General features: G+C 72.5%; 17 protein-coding genes. 15 read left to right on the plus strand and 2 right to left on the minus strand.

Features of this window, described 5'->3' with window-relative positions; translation table 11 throughout:
- Window positions 1-4 precede the first annotated feature (4 nt).
- The 3 genes from ACX9I7_RS07175 to ACX9I7_RS07185 all read left to right on the plus strand — a co-directional run bounded on the left by ACX9I7_RS07175 (window position 5) and on the right by ACX9I7_RS07185 (window position 2,820).
- Window positions 5-886, plus strand: coding sequence for a bifunctional methylenetetrahydrofolate dehydrogenase/methenyltetrahydrofolate cyclohydrolase (locus ACX9I7_RS07175; RefSeq protein WP_189453076.1), 882 nt, complete (start codon window positions 5-7; stop codon window positions 884-886).
- 106 nt (window positions 887-992) lie between these two features.
- On the plus strand, window positions 993-1,490 hold the full coding sequence (locus ACX9I7_RS07180) for a DUF3017 domain-containing protein (protein ID WP_459386820.1): 498 nt from the start codon (window positions 993-995) through the stop codon (window positions 1,488-1,490).
- Window positions 1,491-1,593: 103 nt separating this feature from the next.
- A complete protein-coding gene (locus ACX9I7_RS07185) occupies window positions 1,594-2,820 on the plus strand; it encodes an NADP-dependent isocitrate dehydrogenase (RefSeq protein WP_459386821.1) in 1,227 nt (408 codons plus the stop codon).
- Window positions 2,821-2,936: 116 nt separating this feature from the next.
- Here ACX9I7_RS07185 and ACX9I7_RS07190 read toward each other — a convergent pair whose 3' ends face one another.
- On the minus strand, window positions 2,937-3,362 hold the full coding sequence (locus ACX9I7_RS07190; protein ID WP_459386822.1) for a hypothetical protein: 426 nt from the start codon (window positions 3,360-3,362) through the stop codon (window positions 2,937-2,939).
- 331 nt (window positions 3,363-3,693) lie between these two features.
- Between ACX9I7_RS07190 and ACX9I7_RS07195 the strand changes: the two genes are divergently transcribed.
- The 12 genes from ACX9I7_RS07195 to ACX9I7_RS07250 all read left to right on the plus strand — a co-directional run bounded on the left by ACX9I7_RS07195 (window position 3,694) and on the right by ACX9I7_RS07250 (window position 18,745).
- A complete protein-coding gene (locus tag ACX9I7_RS07195) occupies window positions 3,694-4,494 on the plus strand; it encodes a helix-turn-helix domain-containing protein (RefSeq protein WP_459386823.1) in 801 nt (266 codons plus the stop codon).
- Window positions 4,491-5,366 carry a helix-turn-helix domain-containing protein gene (locus ACX9I7_RS07200; protein ID WP_459386824.1) on the plus strand — a complete coding sequence of 292 codons (876 nt, stop codon included), beginning with the start codon at window positions 4,491-4,493 and terminating at the stop codon, window positions 5,364-5,366. The genes ACX9I7_RS07195 and ACX9I7_RS07200 overlap by 4 nt, the downstream gene beginning before the upstream one ends.
- A gap of 426 nt (window positions 5,367-5,792) precedes the next feature.
- Window positions 5,793-6,917: a helix-turn-helix domain-containing protein gene (locus ACX9I7_RS07205; protein WP_459386825.1), complete on the plus strand. Its 1,125-nt coding sequence runs from the start codon at window positions 5,793-5,795 to the stop codon at window positions 6,915-6,917.
- A gap of 157 nt (window positions 6,918-7,074) precedes the next feature.
- Window positions 7,075-8,064, plus strand: coding sequence for a malate dehydrogenase (locus tag ACX9I7_RS07210; RefSeq protein WP_358627531.1), 990 nt, complete (start codon window positions 7,075-7,077; stop codon window positions 8,062-8,064).
- 183 nt (window positions 8,065-8,247) lie between these two features.
- Window positions 8,248-9,918, plus strand: a complete 1,671-nt coding sequence (locus tag ACX9I7_RS07215) for a hypothetical protein (RefSeq protein WP_459386826.1) — start codon at window positions 8,248-8,250, stop codon at window positions 9,916-9,918.
- Window positions 9,915-10,490 (plus strand): hypothetical protein, encoded by a 576-nt coding sequence (locus ACX9I7_RS07220; protein ID WP_459386827.1) that lies wholly within the window; start codon window positions 9,915-9,917, stop codon window positions 10,488-10,490. The genes ACX9I7_RS07215 and ACX9I7_RS07220 overlap by 4 nt, the downstream gene beginning before the upstream one ends.
- Before the next feature lie 13 nt (window positions 10,491-10,503).
- Window positions 10,504-11,370: a hypothetical protein gene (locus tag ACX9I7_RS07225; RefSeq protein WP_459386828.1), complete on the plus strand. Its 867-nt coding sequence runs from the start codon at window positions 10,504-10,506 to the stop codon at window positions 11,368-11,370.
- A gap of 174 nt (window positions 11,371-11,544) precedes the next feature.
- Complete coding sequence (locus tag ACX9I7_RS07230; protein WP_459386829.1) at window positions 11,545-13,053, plus strand: aldehyde dehydrogenase family protein; 1,509 nt, start codon at window positions 11,545-11,547, stop codon at window positions 13,051-13,053.
- Window positions 13,054-13,106: 53 nt separating this feature from the next.
- Window positions 13,107-14,639, plus strand: coding sequence for a GMC family oxidoreductase (locus ACX9I7_RS07235; RefSeq protein WP_459386830.1), 1,533 nt, complete (start codon window positions 13,107-13,109; stop codon window positions 14,637-14,639).
- Entirely contained in the window at window positions 14,636-15,820 is a 1,185-nt protein-coding gene (locus ACX9I7_RS07240; RefSeq protein ID WP_459386831.1) for a quaternary amine ABC transporter ATP-binding protein, read from the plus strand. The genes ACX9I7_RS07235 and ACX9I7_RS07240 overlap by 4 nt, the downstream gene beginning before the upstream one ends.
- Entirely contained in the window at window positions 15,817-17,772 is a 1,956-nt protein-coding gene (locus tag ACX9I7_RS07245; RefSeq protein ID WP_387567223.1) for an ABC transporter permease, read from the plus strand. The genes ACX9I7_RS07240 and ACX9I7_RS07245 overlap by 4 nt, the downstream gene beginning before the upstream one ends.
- Before the next feature lies 1 nt (window position 17,773).
- On the plus strand, window positions 17,774-18,745 hold the full coding sequence (locus ACX9I7_RS07250; protein ID WP_358627549.1) for an ABC transporter substrate-binding protein: 972 nt from the start codon (window positions 17,774-17,776) through the stop codon (window positions 18,743-18,745).
- A 15-nt stretch (window positions 18,746-18,760) separates the two neighbouring features.
- Here the strand turns inward: ACX9I7_RS07250 and ACX9I7_RS07255 are convergent, their stop codons facing one another.
- Window positions 18,761-19,501 (minus strand): isocitrate lyase/PEP mutase family protein, encoded by a 741-nt coding sequence (locus ACX9I7_RS07255; RefSeq protein WP_459386832.1) that lies wholly within the window; start codon window positions 19,499-19,501, stop codon window positions 18,761-18,763.
- Window positions 19,502-19,519: the final 18 nt, after the last annotated feature.

A 19,519-nucleotide genomic window follows, 5' to 3' on the forward strand; every position in this document is an offset into this window, starting at 1 on the left:
CACCATGACCGCCCAGATTCTCGATGGCAAGGCCACCGCGGCCGCGATCAAGTCAGAACTCTCCACCCGCGTGCAGGCGCTGAAGGCCCGGGGCATCACCCCCGGCCTGGGCACGATCCTGGTCGGGGAGGACCCGGGCAGCCAGAAGTACGTGGCCGGCAAGCACCGGGACTGCGCCGAGGTCGGCATCGCCTCCATCCAGCGCGAGCTGCCCGCGACCGCCACCCAGGAGGAGATCGAGGCGGTCGTCCGGGAGCTCAACGAGGACCCGGCCTGCACCGGCTACATCGTCCAGCTGCCGCTGCCCAAGGGCATCGACGAGAACCGCGTCCTCGGCCTGATGGACCCGGCCAAGGACGCCGACGGGCTCCACCCGACCAACCTCGGCCACCTCGTCCTCAACGAGCCCGCCCCGCTGCCCTGCACCCCCAACGGCATCATCACCCTGCTGCGCCGGCACGGCGTGGAGATCAACGGCGCCGAGGTGGTCGTCGTCGGGCGCGGTGTGACCATCGGCCGTCCGATGCCGCTGCTGCTGACCCGCCGCTCCGAGAACGCCACGGTCACGCAGTGCCACACCGGCACCCGGGACCTGGCGGCCCACCTGAAGCGGGCCGACATCATCGTGGCCGCGGCGGGCGTGCCGCACCTGATCAAGCCCGAGGACGTCAAGCCGGGCGCGGCCGTCCTCGACGTCGGCGTCAGCCGCGACGAGAACGGCAAGATCGTCGGCGATGTCCACCCGGGCGTGCGCGAGGTCGCGGCCTGGATCTCCCCGAACCCCGGCGGCGTCGGCCCGATGACCCGCGCCCTGCTGCTGGCCAACGTGGTGGAGGCCGCCGAGCGGGACGCCTCGCGGCGCGACGGAACCGGCGATGAGGGCTGAGCCCACCGGGCCGGGCGCGAACGGCTCGGACCCGAACCGTTCGGGCGAGAGCCGTTCGGCTTCGAACGGCTCGGCCTCGAACAGCTCGGGCGTGAACGGTTCCGGCGTGAACGGTTCGGCCAACGCGGCGCCCGGTTCGCCCAACGGAGCCGGCGACTCGGCCGGGCCGGGCAAGCCGTCCACTGAGCCCGCCGGCAAGGCATCCGCACCCGCATCCGGCCCGTCCCGGCGCCCCCCGCAGGTCACCCGGGACACCGCGCGGCCCGAGGGCGGTGGGCGCGCCGCGCCCGGGCGGGCGCCGGCGCCCGCGCGGCAGTGGCCGCTGCTGGCGGTCCTGGGGGCCACGGGCCTGGGCCTGCTGATCGTGGCCTTCGACGCCTTCCGGATCGGCGCGCTGATCATCGGGCTCGCGCTGATCGGCGGCGCGGTGCTGCGCTGGACGCTGCCGTCCGTGGGCATGCTGGCCGTCCGTTCGCGGTTCACCGACCTCTTCCTGTACGGCGGCCTGGGCCTGGCGATCGTGCTGCTCGCCCTGATGGCCCAGCCGCACGCGTGGCTGAAGATCCCGTTCCTGGAGGACGTGCTGCACTTCACCGTGCAGTAGTGCGCAGGACGTAGTGCGCAGTGCGTACGGCAAGGTGCGTGGACGTGGGGCCGCCCGGTGCGTCGGCCCCACGAACGTTGCGTGAGAAGGGGTGTTCCGGCTCATGGCCAAGATCAAGGTCGCCAACCCCGTCGTCGAGCTCGACGGCGACGAGATGACCCGCATCATCTGGCGGTTCATCAAGGAAAAACTGATCCTGCCCTACCTCGACATCGAGCTGAAGTACTACGACCTGGGCATCGAGAACCGCGACGCCACGGGTGACCAGGTGACGGTCGACGCCGCCCACGCCATCAAGGAACACGGCGTCGGGGTGAAGTGCGCGACCATCACCCCGGACGAGGCCCGCGTCGAGGAGTTCAACCTCAAGGCGATGTACCGCTCGCCCAACGGCACCATCCGCAACATCCTCGGCGGAGTGATCTTCCGCGAGCCGATCATCATGAGCAATGTGCCGCGGCTGGTGCCCGGCTGGACCAAGCCCATCGTCGTCGGCCGCCACGCCTTCGGCGACCAGTACCGCGCCACGGACCTCAAGGTTCCCGGCGAGGGCACGCTCACCATGACCTTCACCCCGAAGGACGGCTCCGAGCCGATCGAGCTGGAGGTCTACGAGTTCCCGGGCGCCGGCGTCGCGCTGTCCATGTACAACCTGGACGAGTCGATCCGCGACTTCGCCCGCGCCTCGTTCCGCTACGGCCTCGACCGCGGCTACCCGGTGTACATGTCCACCAAGAACACGATCCTCAAGAAGTACGACGGCCGCTTCAAGGACCTCTTCCAGGCCGTCTTCGACGCCGAGTTCCGGGAGGGCTTCGAGGCGGCGGGCCTGACCTACGAGCACCGGCTGATCGACGACATGGTCGCCGCCGCCCTCAAGTGGGACGGCGGCTACGTGTGGGCGTGCAAGAACTACGACGGTGACGTCCAGTCGGACGTCGTCGCGCAGGGCTTCGGCTCGCTGGGCCTGATGACCTCGGTGCTGATGTCCCCCGACGGCCGAACGGTCGAGGCGGAGGCCGCCCACGGCACGGTCACCCGTCACTACCGGCAGCACCAGGCGGGCAAGGCCACCTCCACCAACCCCATCGCCTCGATCTTCGCCTGGACCCGGGCCCTGGCCCACCGCGGCCGCCTGGACGGCACGCCCGAGGTCGTCCGGTTCGCGGAGGCGCTGGAGAAGGTCTGCGTCGAGACGGTGGAGGGCGGCCAGATGACCAAGGACCTGGCCCAGCTGATCGGCCCCGGTCAGCCGTGGCTGACGACCGAGCAGTTCCTGGCGGCCCTGGACGAGAACCTGCGGAAGCGGACCGGCGCGGCGGCGGCGTAGCCGCGCGGCCGGCGGGCGGACGTGACGGTGGCCCGTCCTCTCCCCCGTGGGAGGACGGACCACCGGGTGCGGGGGCCCGGGGCGCCGGGCGAACGCCCCGGACCGTGCGGGCGCGGTCAGCGGCCGGCCCAGGCCTCGACCTTGGTGTTCTTCGAGCCCTTGAGGATCAGCTTGACGGTCTCCCCGTTCCGGTAGCTCACGGGGTCGACGTGGTACCGGTCGCCTTTGCAGCTGTGCGTCTTCGACTTGCTCTGGCCGGTGTCGAGGTTGAGGACCGTCAGCTTCGCCGTGCCGTTACCGGAGCAGCTGAAGACGCCGCGGGCCATGCGCGAGCCGTTGGGCTGTTTGTAGCCCTGCGAGACCCACTGGCCGTGCGACTTGAGGTAGTCACCGGAGATGTCGGCGGTCCACAGCCGGCTCCAGGAGTCCTGGACCGCGGGGCCGTCCGTCGGCGCCGCGTTCGCGGCCGGGGCCGCGAGGGCGAGCCCGCCGCCCAGCATGATGGTCGCGGCGGACACGGCGACACTCCTGCGTACGTTCATGATCCGGGTTCCTCCCCGTCGATGAGCGGTGGGGGACGGCACGGGGTGGACCGTGCCGCCCCCGGCTTGCAGGACTGACTGTGATGCGCCACATCCCCTCCTGCCAAAGGATCGCCGGGAATTGGGCCACCGTGGGACGTCCCACGCCCCCACCTGCGGGGACGCCGGGTCCCACGAGGTGGTGGTGGGACGGGCGAGGGACGGCCGGGCTGGCCGGAAACCACGGCTCCCGGTCCCGGAGACGGGAATCGGCGCGTTTACCTCGCCATGATGTGCGGCATGAGGCGACTTTCCGCCTCGAGGGACTCTTGTGACGCGTATGGGGTGGAACATGTCGCGTTGGAAGGAATTACCCGCCTCGCTGGATCAGCGGGTGCGGCAGCTCGTCGTACAGCTCAGAAGACTCAAGGACCGCAGCGGGCTGAGCCTGGCCGCGCTGGCGGCCAAGACCTCGTACAGCAGTTCCTCCTGGGAGCGCTATCTCAACGGCAGGCAACTCCCGCCGCGCGACGCCGTCGAGGAACTGGCCCGGGTGTGCGGCGCGGACGTGACGAGGCTGCTGGTGCTCCACGAGGTCGCTGCGGAGGCGTGGACGGACGAGGCGGCGGAGCCGGACGAGGGGGAGGAGACGGTAGGGGTGGCACCCGGCGCGCCCACGGCACCGCCCCCCGCCGGTGGCGGCGCGCGCCCCGGCCCCCGCCGTACGACGACCGTCGTGCTCGCCGCGGCCGTCGTCGCCCTGGCGGTCGCCCTGGCCGCCGTCCTGCTGGTCACCCGTCCGTGGCAGGGCGACCGGACGACCGCGGGCCAGGAGCACGCCGCCGTCGGCGACACGCCGGCCCCCTTCGTCCTCGTCCAGGGCCGCTCGCGCCCCTGCGACGTCCAGCGGCACGACGGCGATCTGCGCGCCGGCTACAGCGCGACCCGGACCACGCTCATGGACCTCAAGAGCACCGGCTGGGAGGTCCTGGAGGCCCAGTGCCTGCTGCGGTACCACGGCTTCGACCCCGGCCTCGCCGACGGCTCCTACGGGGAGCGGAGCAAGAACGCCGCCAAGGCGTTCCAGAAGGAGCGCGGCCTGGTCGTCGACGGGATCGTCGGCCCGGACACCTGGAAGGAGCTGCGCCGGTGAGCGGGAGCGGGGAACGGCTCGTTCCCGCCGAGTGCGGGCGGCTGGCCGCCGGGCTGCGGGAGCTGAAGGACCGTACGGGCCTGAGCCTGGCCGCGCTCGGCGAGCGGACCCCGTACAGCAAGTCGTCCTGGGAGCGCTATCTCAACGGCAAGAAGCTGCCGCCCCGGCAGGCCGTCGACGCGCTGTGCCGGCTGGCGGGCGAGCCGGCGGAGAGGCTGCTGGCGCTGTGGGAGCTGGCCGAGCAGTCGTGGAGCGGACGGGCCGCCGCCGGGGAGGCCCCGCCGCAGGCGCCCCCTCCGCAGGCGTCCCCACCTGTGGTGGAGGAGCCGGAGCGGCGGCCGTTCCTCGTGCGACGGGTGCTGCTGCCGGCCGGCGCCGCCGTGCTCGTCGTGGCGGGGGTGGTGGTCGCGCTGGTCCTGGCGAGCGGCGGGTCCGGGGCCGGCGACCGGGACCACGCCCCCGCGGGCCCCATCGCGGCGGCCTCCTACCCGCAGTCCTACGAACCCGGCTGCCGGGGCGCGGAGTGCGAGGGCGCGGACCCCACGCAGATGGGCTGCGGCGCCCAGGGCATGCTCGTCACCCTGCTCCAGCGCCGGGCGGCCGGCGGCCAGCGGGTCGAGATCCGCTACAGCGAGAAGTGCGGGGCCGTGTGGGTGCGGTCCATGAACCTGCGGCTCGGCGACCGTGTCGTGCTCACGCTGCCCGGAGCCGACGCCAAGGAGCTCAAGGCCGCGAGCCAGCGGGACACGGAGGTCTATCTGTCGACGGCCATGACCGCCACCAAGGACCCGGACAAGGCGCGGGCCTGTGTCCTGCCCGCCGGTGGCAGCCCGGAGTGCTTTGTTCCGCAATCACCGGCCCCGCGTGTGTGAGACGCCGGAGTGTGACGCCGGTGTGCGAGGCCGGTGTGTGATGCCGCGTGTGAGGGGCGACATGTGGGTAGAAGACGGGTGGAGGAGAGCCGGCGGCCGGTCCTCCACCCCCGTGGGAGGACCGCCCGCCGCTCACCCCAGAAGGATCATGACCTCGACAAGCCGGATCAAGGTCCGCCGGGCCGCTGTGGCATGGGCGTGACCGTTCCGGTACCGGGTCCTCTTTCCGTACCAAAGTGCCCGGTCATGTCACCGTATGGTCACCACGCACGGCGGGGGTCGCCGGTCGCGCCCCGGGGGCGTGCGCCCCATGGCCTTGATCAACCCCAAGTGCCTCCGTGCGCCGCCCCTTTGGGAACTGACATGCTGGTTTCGGGCATCCCCGTGGGTAGTCGTCGGGCGGGGACCGGGGGACAGGGGAGGGCAATGCCTCGTTGGAGGGCGCTACCGGAGGAACTCGATCCGCAGGTGCGCGAGTTCGCCGAACAATTGCGCAGACTCGTGGAGCGCAGCGGGCTCGGCATCGCCGCCGTGGCCGACCGCACCGGCTACAGCAAGACGTCCTGGGAGCGCTACCTCAACGGCCGGTTGCTGCCCCCGCGCGGGGCGGCCGAGGCGCTGGCCGAGGTCACGGGCACGGATGTGGGCCATCTGGGCACGCTGTGGGAGCTGGCCGAACGGGCGTGGAGCCGCTCCGAACTGCGGCACGACGTGACGATGGAGGCGATCCGCGTCGCGGAGGCGAAGGCGGCGCTGGGGGAGTACGGGCCGCCGCCGGAGAAGACGGCGAAGGCGAGGAGGCCCGCGGCGGCGGGCGCGGCCGCCGCGCCGTCGTCCGCGCCCACGGCCCTGCGCGACGACGAGGCCGAGCCGCCGAGGTCTCCGATGCCGGATTCCGGGCTGCCGCGCGATCCGGGGTCGCGGGACGTGCGGGAGAAGGCCATCCCGGTCCGGAAGCCGAAGGCGCCCAAGGACCCCAAGGTGCCCAGGAGCCCCAAGGCCGCCGCCTCCGCCCCCGCCTCCGCGCGCCGCAACACGGTCCTGTTCGCCGTCGGCGCGGTGGGGGCCCTCCTCGTCGTGGCGGCGGGCGTGCTGCTGCTCGGCACGGGCTCGAACGACGGGCAGGTGTCCCCGGGCGCGATCGCCACGCCGAGCGCGGGCAGCCCGTCGAGCTTGCCCGACGGGGTGAAGTGCACGGGCGCCGCCTGCGCCGGCAAGGACCCCGAGACGATGGGCTGCGGCGGCGTGCACGCCACGACAGCGGGTTCCGCGACGGTGGGGGCGTCGTACCTCGAGGTCCGCTACAGCAAGGCGTGCGGCGCCGCGTGGGCCCGGATCACCCAGGCCGCGCCGGGCGACACCCTCCGCATAAGCGGCACCGGCGGCCGGGCCGTCACCGACAGCGGCCGCGTCGACAAGGGTGCCGACGGGCACACCCGCATGATCCCCGTCGCCGACTCCCGCCAGGCCTCCGCCTGCGCGGCCCTCCTCTCCGGCCGCAAGGGCTGCACCACCCCCCGCCCACCGCAAGAACGATCCCCGGAGGGGTGAGGGGAAACGGGGCAAACGTGACGGTGAGGCGTCCCACACCGGGTCGGGAGTACACGACCGGTCCCGTCGGATAGCCTGACGCCGGATCTCTTGATACCGAGAGAGATCCGCACACCTTGGGCAGGGACACCCACCAAAGCTCGCGCAGGAGATCGCCATGACCCGCACTCCCGTCAATGTCACCATTACCGGCGCCGCCGGTCAGATCGGCTACGCGCTGCTCTTCCGCATCGCCTCCGGTCACCTCCTCGGCGCGGACGTGCCGGTCAAGCTGCGCCTGCTGGAGATCCCGCAGGGCCTGAAGGCCGCCGAGGGCACCGCCATGGAGCTCGACGACTGCGCCTTCCCGCTGCTGCGCGGCATCGAGATCACCGACGACCCGAACGTCGCGTTCGACGGCGCCAACGTCGCGCTGCTCGTCGGCGCCCGCCCCCGCACCAAGGGCATGGAGCGCGGCGACCTGCTCGAGGCCAACGGCGGCATCTTCAAGCCGCAGGGCAAGGCCATCAACGACCACGCCGCGGACGACATCAAGGTCCTCGTCGTCGGCAACCCGGCCAACACCAACGCCCTGATCGCCCAGGCCGCCGCCCCGGACGTGCCGCGTGAGCGCTTCACCGCGATGACCCGTCTGGACCACAACCGCGCCATCTCCCAGCTGGCGAAGAAGACCGGCGCCGCGGTCTCCGACATCAAGAAGCTGACGATCTGGGGCAACCACTCCGCCACCCAGTACCCGGACATCTTCCACGCCGAGATCGCCGGCAAGAACGCCGCCGAGGTCGTGAACGACGAGGCGTGGCTGGCCGACACCTTCATCCCGACCGTCGCCAAGCGCGGCGCCGCGATCATCGAGGCCCGTGGCGCGTCCTCCGCCGCCTCGGCCGCCAACGCCGCCATCGACCACGTCCACACCTGGGTCAACGGCACCGCCGAGGGCGACTGGGCCTCCATGGGCATCCCGTCGGACGGCTCCTACGGTGTCCCCGAGGGCCTCATCTCCTCCTTCCCGGTCACCGTGAAGGACGGCAAGTACGAGATCGTCCAGGGCCTGGAGATCAACGACTTCTCCCGCTCCCGCATCGACGCCTCCGTCCAGGAGCTCGCGGAGGAGCGCGACGCCGTGCGCGCCCTCGGCCTGATCTGAGCCGGTACGGAACCACCGTCGCCGTACGGGTGTGCCGACGTACACCCGTGCCCGACGATTTTCGGGCCCGTCATCCACTCCCAAGGGGGGTCGGTGGCGGGCCCGTTGGCTTATTCTGGGTTCTTCCGAAAATACGTCAACTCGGCTAGTTCGAAGGCGAGTTCGACGGATCGGGGGACCGAAATGAGCCACTCCGTCCAAGGATCCCCGTCAGAGGCCACCCGGTTACTCTGCGCGGGGACCTACCTCGACATCGAGTTCCGCCGCCGTGTCATCGAAGAGCTGGTGGAACATGAGGAAAGACCCATCGCCCCGTCCCTGGGGGTCGATGTGGTGCCGGTGCTCACCCACGCACTGCGCGCCCGCGGTCAGGACACCCTGACCGCCCTGCTCCTGCTCGCCCTCTGGGTGGGCTTCATCGCCGCCGACGCCGCCTCCGCCCCCGAGGGTGCGGAGGGCCTGCCGTTCGTCGGCCTCTGGTCCTTCCTGTACGCGGCCGTCTGTCTGCTCCACTGGGGCGCGCACGCCGCCGCCGGGCGCGGCTCGGCGGCGTACGTGGTCGACCGGCGCACGCTCCGCGAGGCCCTGCAGGGCAGCGGCGCCCAGCGCGCCCTGCGCGCCCTGCTGCCGGGCCTGCCGCTCATCACCCTCGCCTACTGGCTGTTCGCCCTGTGGGCGCTCGCCCAGGGCGCGGGCAACTGGGCGGGCATCATCTTCCCGCTGCTGCTCGTGCTGCCGGTGTGGATGCACCGGGCGCGCGTGGCGGCCGTGATGCGCGACGAGCTGAGCCGGAAGAACTTCGCCGACAGCCGGCCCTTCCCCGATTCGGCGTACCACCGCCGCATCGCCCGGTCCATCGACCGGGAGCAGTACGCGGGGCTGACGATCTACGACCCCTCCCGGCCGTTCATCGGCATGGGCGTCCCCTACGAGCCCTGGTCCTTCGCCCTGGAGCTCAAGCGCGGCAAGAATTCACCGTCGGCGTCCAACGGCACCGCCAATGGCGCGGCCAATGGCGTGACCGACGGAGGGGCCGGCGGCGCGGCCGGTGCCCCCTTCACCGGCCGTACGGTCGTCGAGCTCATCCGCCCCCGGCTGGAGGCCCTGCGGCAGGCCGCCGCCGCGACGAGCCGGGACCGGCTGAAGGACCTGGAGATCGACGAGTTCGTCTACCTCCCGGTCGGGCCGCAGCGCTCCGTGGTGTCCTACGACGAGCGCACGGTGCGGATGCACCTGGCCGAGGCCGTCAACGAGGGCGGCGAGGCGCGCCGCTACTTCCTGCGCGTGCGCGTCGGCGCGTGGGACGAGCAGGTCGTGGTCTCGGTACTGGTCCGGGTGCACACCCAGGGCGGGATGCTGGTCCTGGAGGTCGTCCCGCACGTCCTGACGCCGATCCGGGCGGAGTTCCGCGCGGTCGACGTGATCGCGAGCCGGGGCGAGGAGGACATGCTGCGCGACGGCCTGCGCGCGCTGCTGACCGCCCCCGCGGCCGGCTTCGCGGCGGCGGTCTCCACGGTCCGCTCCGGCGTGTCGGGCTTCCGCACCTGGCTCGCCGACCCCCGGCGCTCGGCGCCGGACGGCCCGGCCCACTCGGTGCGGGAGCTGGCGGCGGCGAAGGAGATCTCGCTGTTCCAGGAGATGGACGTCAGCCGCTATGTGAAGACGGTCCAGGACCGCATCGCCAGCGGGGTCCGGGAGGCGCTGCGCTCCCAGGGCTATGAGACGGACCGTTTCGAGCAGCAGATCGTGCAGATCAGCGAGGGCGCGATCTACATCGGCCAGATGAGCGGCGGCGCCGTGGCCCAGGGCGCGGGCGCCGAGGCCAAACACCTCACGGGAAGCGGGGGACGATGACGGACGACCGACACGACAGCGATCAGCACGGGAACGACCGGCACGAGGACGACGAACACCGCCGCGAGAGCAACCGGAGCCCGGGCGGCGGCGGCATCTCCATCGGCTCGCTCAGCGGCGGCGCCGTGGCCCAGGGCGACGGCGCCCGGGCCGAGGACCGCTCCGACCGCGTGGGCGAGCGCCCCGCCACGGCGGCCGCCACGCCCCCGCCGCCGGCCCCGGGCCGGGGCGGCATGGCCGTCGGCTCGATGTCGGGCGGCGCGCTGGCCCAGGGCAGGGACGCGCGGGCGGTCGACGCCTCGCGGCAGTTGCTGACCGTGACGCCCGAACTCCTCGCGGCGGTGCGGGAGATGCGAATGGAGCTGTCCCACCGCGTCCGCACCCCGGGCGACGGTCTGGACGAGGTCGACGGGGAGCTCGCGGAGCTCCAGGCGGAGGCCGGGCTGACCGGCCAGGCCCGGCGCACCCGGCTGACGCGCCTGCGGACGCTGCTGACGAGCGGCGCCACGGCCGTCGGCGGGCTGGCGTCGCTGGCCGCCGTCGTCGAGGCGATCAGCCGGTTAGTGGCATGAGGCGGCGAGTCGCATGAGCTACTGGGACGCGGACGCGCAGAAGTGGGTGGACGAGCCGCCGCCCGGATGGCGGCCGCCGGAGCCGCCACGCGCCGGGGCCGGCGAAACGGATCCGTACGAGGAGCCGCCCACGGGCCCCTCGCACGCCTCGATCCTCGCGGGTGTGGTGGCCGGGGTGGTGCTGGCGAGCGGAATCGGCGTCGGCGTCTGGGCGCTCGTCCGGGGCGACGACGACGGAGGGGGCGGCGTCGGTCCCGTACCGAGCGCGACCGCCTGGCCGTCCCCCGGCCCGACGGGCACCTACGGATCGACCTACGGGTCGACCTACGGCACGTCGTCCGGCACGACCTCCGGACTCTCCGGGGGCTACACCCCCTACACCCCCTACACCTACAACCCCTATCCCAGCTACGGCACCTACGGCGCCCCGGGCGCCGCGTCCGGTTTCGTGCGGACCACGGACCCGGCCGGTTTCCGGCTGGACGTGCCGGCGGGCTGGTCGCGCAGCACGGACCGGGGCAGCGTGTTCTACCGGACGGCGGACGGGACGAGCCTGATCCAGGTGTTCACGCTGAACCCGCCGGGGCGGACGCCGTACGACTCGCTGCTGGAGACCGAGAAGTACGTCTCCGCGTACAAGGACTACCGGAAGGCCAGGCTCGGCACGGTCGCCGGGGCGGGCAACCCGGCCGAGTACGAGTACACGTACACGCTGAGCGACGGCACCAGGCGGCATGTGGTGATCCACGCCTACACCGCTCCCGACGGCAGGCAGTACGCGCTGCTGGTGGCCGGTCCCGTGGGCGGCGAGGCCGCGCAGGGCCTGGTCATGCGGTCGCTGGTGGGCTCGTTCTGCCCGACGGGCTACTGCGTCGGATGACACCGTTCGATCAACACCCCGATCCGCGACGCTGAGTGACTCGCGTCACTCTTTGTGAAAGGAGAGGCATAGGTTCACCCCTTCTGGTTAGGCGCGACCCGTTGCCGGCCCTGGGCCTCGTCCGGACAGGGCCGGGACGCAACGGATCGTTCGTCACCGGAAGGCAGAGAAGACATGGCGTCAGCCGAGACCATCCACGTCGACGGGGAGTGGCGTGCCGCCGCGTCCGGCGCTCAGCGAGAGGTGCTCGACCCGGCCGACGCCACCGTTCTCGCGGTCGTGGCCGAGGGCGGCGCGGCGGACGCCGACGCGGCCGTGGCCGCCGCGCGCCGCGCCTTCCGCGGCGGCGAGGGCGACTGGCCGCGCACGCCGGTCGCCGAACGGGCCGCGCTGCTGCGGCGCGTGGCCGATCTGCTCCAGCGCGACCGCGAGACCATCGCGCTCACCGAGAGCCGTGACACCGGGAAGACCCTGGAGGAGGGGCGGGTCGACGTCGACGATGTCACCGCCGCCTTCCGGTACTTCGCGGATCTCGTCATCAACGAGGGTGGCGGGCGCGTCGTCGACGCGGGCTCGGACGACGTCCACAGCGTCGTCGTCCACGAGCCGGTCGGCGTCTGCGCGCTGATCACGCCCTGGAACTATCCGCTCCTGCAGGCGAGTTGGAAGATCGCCCCGGCGCTCGCGGCGGGCAACACCTTCGTCATCAAGCCCAGCGAGGTCACCCCGCTGTCGACCGTGCACCTGGTGCGGCTGCTGGCCGAGGCCGGGCTGCCCGCCGGTGTGGCCAACCTCGTCACCGGCGCCGGCGACCCGGTCGGCGCCCGGCTCGCCGAGCACCCGCACGTGGACCTCGTCTCCTTCACCGGTGGCCTGGCCAGCGGCGCCAAGGTGGCCCGTGCCGCCGCGCCCGCCGTCAAGAAGGTCGCCCTCGAACTCGGCGGCAAGAACCCCAACGTCGTCTTCGCCGACGCCTGCGCCACCGAAGAGGACTTCGACACCGCCGTCGACCAGGCCCTCAACGCCGCGTTCATCCACAGCGGCCAGGTCTGCTCGGCGGGCTCCCGGCTCATCATCGAGGAGTCGGTGCGCGACCGCTTCGTCGCCGAACTCGCCCGCCGCGCCGAGCGGATCAAGCTCGGCCGGGGCACCGAGAAGGGCGTCGAGTGCGGCCCGCTCGTCTCCGCGCAGCAGCTCGCCAAGGTCGAGGCGTACGTCGCCTCCGCGCTCGCCGAGGGCGCGGCCCTGCGCTGCGGCGGCAAGCGCCCCGAGCCGTCGGAGACCCGCCCGGCGGACGGCTACTTCTACGCCCCCACCGTCCTGGACCTCTGCCACGGCGACATGACGGTCGTCCGGGAGGAGACCTTCGGGCCGATCCTCACCGTCGAGACCTTCCATACCGAGGACGAGGCGGTGGCGCTCGCCAACGACACCGAGTACGGGCTCGCGGGCGCCGTCTGGACCAAGGACGCGGGCCGGGCCCGCCGGGTGGCCGGCCGGCTGCGGCACGGCACGGTCTGGATCAACGACTACCACCCCTATCTGCCGCAGGCGGAGTGGGGCGGCTTCGGCAAGTCCGGCACCGGCCGGGAACTGGGCCCCGCGGGGCTCGCCGAGTACCGCGAGAGCAAGCACGTCTACCAGAACCTGGCGCCGAAGCCGGTGCGCTGGTTCGCGGGCTGATCCCCGCCCCGCTGACGCGAAGCATCCTGCCGCACAAGGAGTCCACCCCCACCATGCCCGTCTACGACTACGTCGTCATCGGCGGCGGAACCGCCGGATCCGTCATCGCCTCCCGCCTCACCGATGACCCCGACGTCACCGTCGCCGTCATCGAGGGCGGCCCCACCGACGTCGACCGCGAGGACGTCCTGACCCTCCGCCGCTGGCTCGGCCTGCTCGGCGGGGACCTGGACTACGACTACCCGACCACCGAACAGCCGCGCGGCAACTCCCACATCCGCCACAGCCGCGCCCGCGTCCTGGGCGGCTGCTCCTCCCACAACACCCTGATCTCCTTCAAGCCGCTGCCCGGCGACTGGGACGAGTGGGCCGAGGCCGGCGCCGAGGGCTGGGACGCCGAGTCCATGGACCCGTACTTCGCCCGGCTCCGCAACAACATCGTCGCGGTGGACGAGAAGGACCGGAACGCCATCGCCCGCGACTTCGTCGAGGCCGCCCGGCGCGCCACCGACGTCCCGCGCGTCGAGGGCTTCAACAAGAAGCCCTTCCACGAGGGCGTCGGTTTCTTCGACCTCGCCTACCACCCCGAGAACAACAAGCGCTCCAGCGCCTCGGTGGCCTACCTCCACCCCTTCCTCGACCGCCCCAACCTCCACCTGATGCTGGAGACCTGGGCGTACCGCCTGGAGATCGAGGCCGGCCGGGCGCGCGGCGTCCACGTCCGCACCAAGGACGGCGAGGAACTGTTCGTGGAGGCGGGCCGCGAGGTGCTCGTCTGCGCGGGCGCCGTGGACACGCCCCGGCTGCTGCTCCACTCCGGCATCGGCCCCAAGGCCGACCTGGAGGAGCTCGGCATCCCCGTCGTCCACGACCTGCCGGGCGTCGGCGAGAACCTCCTCGACCACCCCGAGTCGGTGATCGTCTGGGAGACCGACGGGCCCATACCCGAGAACTCCGCGATGGACTCCGACGCGGGCCTGTTCGTCCGCCGGGACCCGGCCTCGAACGGCCCGGACCTGATGTTCCACTTCTACCAGATCCCCTTCACCGACAACCCCGAGCGCCTGGGCTACGAGAAGCCCGAGCACGGCGTGTCGATGACCCCCAACATCCCCAAGCCGCGCAGCCGCGGCCGCCTCTACCTCACCAGCGCCGACCCGTCCGTGAAGCCCGCCCTGGACTTCCGCTACTTCACGGACGAGGACGACTACGACGCCCGTACGCTCGTCGACGGCATCCGCATCGCCCGCGAGATAGCGAAGACCGAGCCGCTGGCGGGCTGGCTCAAGCGCGAGGTCTGCCCGGGCCCGGAGATCACCTCCGACGAGGAGCTCAGCGAGTACGCGCGCAAGGTCGCCCACACCGTCTACCATCCGGCGGGCACCTGCCGCATGGGCGCGCCGGGCGACGAACAGGCCGTCGTGGACCCGCAGTTGCGGATCCGTGGACTGGGCGGTATCCGTATCGCGGACGCGTCGGTCTTCCCGACGATGACGGCCGTCAACCCGATGATCGGAGTGCTGATGGTGGGGGAGAAGTGCGCGGAACTGCTTGTACAGAGCCCGGACGAGGGGGTGGCCCGATGAACGCCGCGGCCGCCCCCGGCGACAGTACGGGAGACATACGCGAGGCGCGTACGACCGCTTCCCCGGCGACGGGACCGGCGGTCGACGAGAAGCCCGTCTTCTCCGTCCGCAACCTCTGGAAGGTCTTCGGACCGAAGGCCGAGCGCGTCCCCGGCGGCCCGCTGGCCGACCTGCCCCCGGACGCCCTGCGTGAGCGCACCGGCTGCACGGTCGCCGTCCGCGACGTCTCCTTCGACGTGCGCCCCGGCGAGTGCTTCGTGGTCATGGGCCTGTCCGGCTCGGGCAAGTCCACGCTCGTCCGCTGCCTCACCCGCCTCATCGAACCCACCGCCGGCACCATCGCCATCGACGGCGAGGACGTGGGCGGCATGGACAAGGGCGCCCTGCGCGACCTGCGCCGGCACCGGGCCGCCATGGTCTTCCAGCACTTCGGCCTGCTCCCGCACCGCACGGTCCTCGACAACGTCGCCTACGGCCTGGAGATCCAGGGCGTGGGCAAGGCCGAACGCCGCGCGAAGGCAGGCGAGATGGTGGCCAAGGTCGGCCTCGCGGGCATGGAGGGCCGCCGCCCCGGCCAGCTCTCCGGCGGCCAGCAGCAGCGCGTCGGCCTGGCCCGCGCCCTCGCCGCCGACCCCGAAGTACTGCTGTTCGACGAGCCGTTCAGCGCGCTCGACCCGCTGATCCGCCGCGACATGCAGGAAGAGGTCGTCCGCCTCCACCGCGACGAGGGCCGCACGATGGTCTTCATCACCCACGACCTCAGCGAGGCGCTGCGCGTCGGCGACCGCATCGCGCTGATGCGCGGCGGCCGCGTCGTCCAGTGCGGCACCCCCGAGGAGATCGTCGGCTCCCCGGCCGACGACTACGTCCGCGACTTCGTCCGGGACGTGCCGCGCGAGCAGGTCCTCACCGTCCGCCGCGCCATGCGCCCCGCCCACGACGCGGGCGAGGCCGCGACCGGTCCGGCGCTGTCCCCGGCCACGACGGTCGCCGACGCCATCGAGGCGGTGGCGCGCACGGGCTGCTCGGCCCGGGTCGTCGACGCGGGCCGGTGCCTGGGCGTCGTCGACTCCACGAGCCTGCTCGGGGTGGTGGCGGGTCTGGAAAGCACTCCTTCCAAGAGCACGCCTCCGAACAGCACGCCTTCTATGGGGGGTTTCGAGGAGAAGACCGCGGCATGAGCACGGCCGGCACGACCGTCACCCCCCACGTCACGCCCCTCCAGGCGGTGTGGCAACGCCCCGCCGCCCGCAAACTACTCCTGCTCGCGGCCGTCACGGCGGCCGTGGCGCCGTTCGCCGCCGCCCGCTGGGGCAGCGGCGCCTGGCCGCACGCGCTGACCGTCGACCTGACCGGCCCCCTCGGCCGGGCCAACGACTGGATCATCGACAACCGTGACAGCCACTGGCTGTTCCTGTACTTCTTCGGCCACATCAGCAACGCGATCGTCGTCTCGGTACGGGCCGTCTACGTCGTGCTGCTCGCCCTCGGCTGGGCGGGCGTGACGGCGGGCGCGGCACTGCTGTCGTGGCGCCTGGCGGGCGTACGGGCGGGCGTCACGGCCCTGGCCTCGTTCGCGGTGTGCGGACTGCTGGGGATGTGGGTGCCCACGATGCGCACCCTGGCCCTGATGATCGTGGCCGTCGCGGCGTCCGTCGCCGTCGGCGCGCTGCTGGGCCTGGCGGCCGGCCTCTCGGACCGTACGTTCCGGGCCCTGCGCCCGGTCCTGGACACGATGCAGGCGCTCCCGGCCTTCGCGTACCTCCTCCCCGTCGTCCTCGTCTTCGGCATCGGCGTGGCCCCGGCCGTCCTGGCCACCGTCGTCTACGCGGCACCCCCGATGGCCCGCCTGACGGCACTGGGCCTGCGCGGCACGGACAAGGGCGTCCTGGAGGCCGTCGACTCCCTCGGCGCCACGGCTCGCCAGCGCCTCCTGACCGCCCGCCTGCCCCTGGCCCGCCGCGAGCTGCTCCTCGGCGTCAACCAGAGCATCATGATGGCCCTGTCCATGGCCGTCATCGCCTCGGTCATCGGCGCGGACGGCCTGGGCGACCGCGTCTACCAGGCCCTGTCGACGGTGGACGTGGGCACGGCCCTGACAGCGGGCATCCCGATCGTGCTCCTGGCGATCGTCCTGGACCGCTCTGTGGGCGGGCGTTCCGCAGGGCGGAACGGGTGGGCACAGAGCCACCCATCGGGCCGCACCCGAACGGCAACCACGTGGGTGGTCGCGACCGCCGCGGTGGTCGCGCTCGGCCGCCTGTCGGGCACGGCCTGGCCGTCCACCTGGACGCTCCAGATCGCCGCCCCGGTGAACCGGGCGAAGGACTGGATGGTCGACCACCTCTACAGCGGAATACCGGGAATCGGCGGCACCGCCGACGCCGCCGCCCACTACACCGCCTGGGTCCTGGACCCCCTCCGATCCGGCCTCCAGGCCCTCCCCTGGTGGGGAGCCCTGACCCTCGTCGCGGCCCTGGCCTGGCTGATCGGCACATGGCGGACCGCCCTCACGGCGACCCTGTCCCTCGCCGCGATCGGCGTGCTGGGCCGCTGGGAGCCCGCCATGGACACCCTCTCCCAGGTGCTCGCGGCGGTCGTCGTCACCCTGCTCCTGGGCGTGCTCGTCGCCGTCGCGGCCGCGCGCAGCGACCGCGTGGAGCGCCTGCTCCGGCCCGTCCTGGACGTCTTCCAGACCATGCCGCAGTTCGTCTACCTGATCCCCGTCGTCGCCCTGTTCGGCGTGGGCCGCGCCCCGGCCGCCGCCGCGGCGATCGTCTACGCGCTGCCCGCCGTCGTCCGCATCGTCGGCCAGGGGCTGCGGCAGGTGGACCCGGCGGCCATGGAGTCCGCGCGCTCGCTGGGCGCGACGGGCGGGCAGCAGCTCCGGCAGGTGCAGTTCCCGTTGGCGAGGCCGCAGCTGCTGCTGGCCGTGAACCAGGCGGTCGTCCTCGTCCTGTCCGTCGTCATCATCGGCGGCCTGGTGGGCGGTGGCGCGCTCGGCTACGAGGTCGTCTTCGGCCTCGCGCAGGGCGACCTGGCCACGGGCCTGATGGCCGGTACGGCCATCGCGTGTCTGGGACTGATGCTCGACCGGGTGACCCAGCCGGTGAAGGCGAAGGAGGCGAACTGACATGAAGCGCAAGGCACTGATCGCCCTTCCGGCGACGGCCCTGCTGGCCGCCGTCGCCACCGGTTGCGGCGCGGCGGACATGACGAAGCAGGCGTCCCCGTACGCCAACGCGGCGGGCGCGAAGACCGTGACCCTCTCCGTGCAGTCGTGGGTCGGCGCCCGCGCCGACGCGGCGGTGGCGCAGTACCTGCTGGAGCACGAGCTGGGCTACCGCGTGGACACCGTGCAGGTGGACGAGGTCCCGGCCTGGGACGCCCTCAGCCAGGGCCGCGTGGACGCGATCCTGGAGGACTGGGGCCACCCGGACCAGGAGAAACGCTACGTCCGCGACAAGAGGACGATCACGGACGGCGGCGACCTCGGGGTCACCGGCCACATCGGCTGGTGGGTCCCGAAGTACTTCGCCGACGCCCACCCCGACGTCCTCGACTGGCGGAATCTCAACAAATACGCCGCGCAGCTGAAGAGTTCCGAGAGTGGAGGGAAGGGCCAGCTCCTCGACGGCTCCCCGTCGTACGTCACCAACGACAAGGCGCTGGTGAAGAACCTGAAGCTGGACTACCAGGTCGTCTTCGCGGGCTCCGAGGCCGCGCAGATCACGCAGATCAAGCAGTTCGCGAAGGAGAAGAAGCCCTTCCTGACCTACTGGTACGAGCCCCAGTGGCTCTTCAACGAGGTCCCGATGGTCGAGGTGAAGCTCCCCGAGTACACGGACGCCTGCGCGGCGAAGGGCGCGAAGGACCCGTCGACGATCGACTGCGCGTACCCGACGACGCCCCTGAAGAAGTACCTCAACGCGGACTTCGCGAAGAAGGGCGGCAAGGCGGCCCGCTTCCTGAAGGACTTCCACTGGACGAAGGCCGACCAGAACGAGGTCGCCCAGATGATCGCCGAGGACAAGCTGGCGCCCGAGGAGGCGGCGAAGCGGTGGGTGGACCGCCACCCGGACACGTGGAAGAAATGGGTGGGCTGAGCCGGCCCTGACGGGTCACCCTTCCCGCAGCCCCGCCGCGATCTCCGCCACCGCCGCCATCGCCCGCCGGTGGAGCCCGCCCCCGAACGTGACGCGCGCGGCGCCGAGCGCGCCGAGTTCGGCGGGGGAGGGCCCACCCGGCATGGCGAGGGCGTTGACCGGCAGCCCGACGCGCTCGGCGATCGGGGCGAGCAACTCGGCCGGGGCGAGGATCGGGTAGACGCAGTCGGCACCGGCGGCGGCGTACAGCAGCCCGCGTTCGACGGCGGGGGCGGCGCTGTCGACGTCGCCCTTGAGGAACGTGTCGATACGGGCGTTGACGACGAGCCGTCCGTCCGCCTCGGCCACGACGGCGGCCAGCCGGTCGGCCTGCTCGCGCGGGTCCTTGAGTCGTCCGGTCGTGCGATCGGTGTCCTCCAGGTTGCAGCCGACCACGCCGCTTTCGAGGAGGCGTTCGACGAGCTCCCGGGCCGGGAGCCCGTAGCCGTCCTCCACATCGGCGGTGACGACCACTCCTTCGGCAGCGACAGCCCGCACGATCCGGCCTACCGCCGTGAACATTTCCGCTGCCGGAGCCTCCCCGTCCGCGTAGCCCAGCGACGCCGAGACCCCCGCGCTCGGCGTCGCCAGGGCCCGGAACCCGGCGTCGGCGAAGGCCCGAGCGCTGGCCGCGTCCCAGGGACCGGGCAGCACGAGGGGGCCGTCGGTGTCGCGGGTGTGATGAAGTGCGCGAAAGGCCGCCGCCGCAGTCGTCATACGAACGACCGTAGGCCC

It is taken from the genome of Streptomyces sp. L500 (assembly GCF_054551825.1).

What these genes read in the sequence shown, in the direction of transcription:
- ACX9I7_RS07175 (WP_189453076.1), top strand. Translation starts at nt 5, where the DNA reads ATGACCGCCCAGATTCTCGATGGCAAGGCCACCGCGGCCGCGATCAAG.
- ACX9I7_RS07185 (WP_459386821.1), top strand. Translation starts at nt 1,594, where the DNA reads ATGGCCAAGATCAAGGTCGCCAACCCCGTCGTCGAGCTCGACGGCGAC.
- ACX9I7_RS07190 (WP_459386822.1), bottom strand. Translation starts at nt 3,362, where the DNA reads ATGAACGTACGCAGGAGTGTCGCCGTGTCCGCCGCGACCATCATGCTG.
- ACX9I7_RS07195 (WP_459386823.1), top strand. Translation starts at nt 3,694, where the DNA reads ATGTCGCGTTGGAAGGAATTACCCGCCTCGCTGGATCAGCGGGTGCGG.
- ACX9I7_RS07205 (WP_459386825.1), top strand. Translation starts at nt 5,793, where the DNA reads ATGCCTCGTTGGAGGGCGCTACCGGAGGAACTCGATCCGCAGGTGCGC.
- ACX9I7_RS07210 (WP_358627531.1), top strand. Translation starts at nt 7,075, where the DNA reads ATGACCCGCACTCCCGTCAATGTCACCATTACCGGCGCCGCCGGTCAG.
- ACX9I7_RS07215 (WP_459386826.1), top strand. Translation starts at nt 8,248, where the DNA reads ATGAGCCACTCCGTCCAAGGATCCCCGTCAGAGGCCACCCGGTTACTC.
- ACX9I7_RS07220 (WP_459386827.1), top strand. Translation starts at nt 9,915, where the DNA reads ATGACGGACGACCGACACGACAGCGATCAGCACGGGAACGACCGGCAC.
- ACX9I7_RS07225 (WP_459386828.1), top strand. Translation starts at nt 10,504, where the DNA reads ATGAGCTACTGGGACGCGGACGCGCAGAAGTGGGTGGACGAGCCGCCG.
- ACX9I7_RS07230 (WP_459386829.1), top strand. Translation starts at nt 11,545, where the DNA reads ATGGCGTCAGCCGAGACCATCCACGTCGACGGGGAGTGGCGTGCCGCC.
- ACX9I7_RS07235 (WP_459386830.1), top strand. Translation starts at nt 13,107, where the DNA reads ATGCCCGTCTACGACTACGTCGTCATCGGCGGCGGAACCGCCGGATCC.
- ACX9I7_RS07240 (WP_459386831.1), top strand. Translation starts at nt 14,636, where the DNA reads ATGAACGCCGCGGCCGCCCCCGGCGACAGTACGGGAGACATACGCGAG.
- ACX9I7_RS07245 (WP_387567223.1), top strand. Translation starts at nt 15,817, where the DNA reads ATGAGCACGGCCGGCACGACCGTCACCCCCCACGTCACGCCCCTCCAG.
- ACX9I7_RS07250 (WP_358627549.1), top strand. Translation starts at nt 17,774, where the DNA reads ATGAAGCGCAAGGCACTGATCGCCCTTCCGGCGACGGCCCTGCTGGCC.
- ACX9I7_RS07255 (WP_459386832.1), bottom strand. Translation starts at nt 19,501, where the DNA reads ATGACGACTGCGGCGGCGGCCTTTCGCGCACTTCATCACACCCGCGAC.